General features: G+C 31.4%; 3 protein-coding genes. All 3 read right to left on the reverse strand.

The window, feature by feature from the left end:
- Positions 1–258 precede the first annotated feature (258 nt).
- The 3 genes from ACU8DI_RS15270 to ACU8DI_RS15280 all read right to left on the reverse strand — a co-directional run bounded on the left by ACU8DI_RS15270 (position 259) and on the right by ACU8DI_RS15280 (position 1,780).
- Positions 259–924: a DUF4145 domain-containing protein gene (locus ACU8DI_RS15270; protein ID WP_089119440.1), complete on the reverse strand. Its 666-nt coding sequence runs from the start codon at positions 922–924 to the stop codon at positions 259–261.
- 218 nt (positions 925–1,142) lie between these two features.
- Positions 1,143–1,469 carry a hypothetical protein gene (locus ACU8DI_RS15275; protein WP_447113660.1) on the reverse strand — a complete coding sequence of 109 codons (327 nt, stop codon included), beginning with the start codon at positions 1,467–1,469 and terminating at the stop codon, positions 1,143–1,145.
- Complete coding sequence (locus ACU8DI_RS15280) at positions 1,469–1,780, reverse strand: hypothetical protein (protein WP_447113661.1); 312 nt, start codon at positions 1,778–1,780, stop codon at positions 1,469–1,471. The genes ACU8DI_RS15275 and ACU8DI_RS15280 overlap by 1 nt, the downstream gene beginning before the upstream one ends.
- Positions 1,781–2,092: the final 312 nt, after the last annotated feature.

The following is a 2,092-nucleotide window of genomic DNA, read 5'->3' on the forward strand; positions in this document are numbered from 1 at the left end:
TCATAAAATCCATAATCCCTTTCTTTTTGGTTTTGTCCAAATGCTTGGTTCATTGATACCATTAATAGTAAAGTGATTAGATTGATTTTCAACTATAAATTCTTATTTTAAAATTGCACCTAACGGTTGGTGTATGATTAGGTGCGGTGGCCAGCACCTAATTTAGTAAACAAAACCTGACCAGAGAAAATTCCGAAGGAATTTTCCTGATTGGCATCTGCCAAAGCAATTAATTATACACGTTGTTGTAAGCAGTATTTATTGCATTTCTGTTTTATACTGTTCGGTTAAAAGTTCCATTTCAATCCAATGTAACGTAACTTTAATTAAAATCTTAAGGTCGTTTATATCTTTGTCTTCCCATTTTCGAACATAATGTGTTTCATCGTTTCCTAACCAAGTTGCTCTTTCTGCCATTTCCTTAACATTTAAGTTGTTGATGTCATCTTTTATGCATTTACCAAGGAATTTTTTCTTTATATTTTCTTCTTTATCAGGATTGTTTTTAATTAAATAATCTTTAATCAAAAATTCTAATGCTTTTCGAAATCCAATTCCTGCAATATGATTTAAATTCATTGATTCAGCTTTTGAAGCTTGATTAAATATATCCACAAAGTTAGGTGAGAGAGTTTTTATATTTTCATTAAAATCATTCGTTACAAAAGTTCCGACTGAAGATGACTTGTAAATATATTGATATGTATTGCCTCTAATTAATTCTTTCTGATATAAGGCGGTGAAAATTCGCCCACAGTCAGAATCTGGACATCTATAAACAACTTCTAAAATTTTATCTTTTTGGAATCCTTGATACATTCTGGGTGTTATACTTTTATGGCAGAAAGGACATTCATTAGGGTCTTTATCGAATCCTATATTTGTATTTCCTCCATTAAATGTTAAAGCTTGTACTGCTGGCATATTCGTTTGGTTTATATTGCTTACAACGTAATTGTGTATGATTTGTTGCGGAATTTCAGCCGAAGCGCTTTGCGCTTGGATGAGCCGTTTACGGCGAAAATTCCGCGGAAAAAAAAGCGCAAGGCTGAGCCAGCAATTCTTTCCGAGTTTAAAGATAGTGAATTATGTGAGAATTTTTCCTTTGCTTAGCCAACTACAGCAATGAATTATACACGGTGTTAGCTACTGGCATTTTTTATTAAATCCATTGTTTCATTACTGTTACCAGCTGATTCAATTATTATTTCGTTAAAGTCTTTAAAATCAGATATTCCAATTCCACCTTCAGGATTTAATTTTTGTTTGTTATCTAATTCCAATATAAAATCAAAGTCAGAACAATTAGCAATTCCTTTTTTTTCAGATAATGACTGAATATTTGATTTAAATAAATTATAGTTTTCATTTGGAACTAATTCTCCAATTATTCCACCCATACTTTCGTCTGAAATTTTCAATTTTGTTGTTCCAACTACATTTTCATTTATATAAACTTTAGCTTTCATTAATCTTTTCCTTCTATTGATATTTTAACAAGTTCAATTCCTATTTTTAAACCTAAAAGAATATTTATGGTTTCTTCATCTGCTGAAATAATTATTAGTTTATAATCTTTTTTTTCTTCAGAAAATTCCACAGTTTCTATTTCCGAAATTCTCAAGGACAAGGAAAGTCCTAAATTTAAAGTGATATTAACAAACCAATTGACTTGCATTGTTCCTTTTTTAATTTCACCAATCATATAGAATTCATTCCTTCTTTTGATTGCAAAACTATCAATAACTTCAAATTCACCTTGTTCAGTTTGGGTGTTCATTTTGCTTGTAGCTAACGTAATTGTGTATGATTTGTTGCGGAATTTCAGCCGAAGCGCTTTGCGCTCGGATGAGCCGTTTACGGCGAAAATTCCGCTGGACAAAAAGTGCAAGGCTGAGCGAGCAATTCTTTCCGATTTTTAAATATAGTGAATTATGTGAGAATTTTTCCTTGTCTTAACCAACTGAGCAATTAATTATACACGGTGTTGGCAATACGTGCTTTTTTATCTTTCAGTTCAATTTGGCCAAGAAATGCTCCTCGCCATTTATTCAAATCAATCAGTTTTTTAACTTTTTCCGAAATCAAAATC

It is taken from the genome of Psychroserpens sp. BH13MA-6 (assembly GCF_052983595.1).

Excerpts from the sequence above, each read along its gene's own strand:
- ACU8DI_RS15270 (WP_089119440.1), bottom strand. The coding sequence starts at position 924 with ATGCCAGCAGTACAAGCTTTAACATTTAATGGAGGAAATACAAATATA.
- ACU8DI_RS15275 (WP_447113660.1), bottom strand. The coding sequence starts at position 1,469 with ATGAAAGCTAAAGTTTATATAAATGAAAATGTAGTTGGAACAACAAAA.
- ACU8DI_RS15280 (WP_447113661.1), bottom strand. The coding sequence starts at position 1,780 with ATGAACACCCAAACTGAACAAGGTGAATTTGAAGTTATTGATAGTTTT.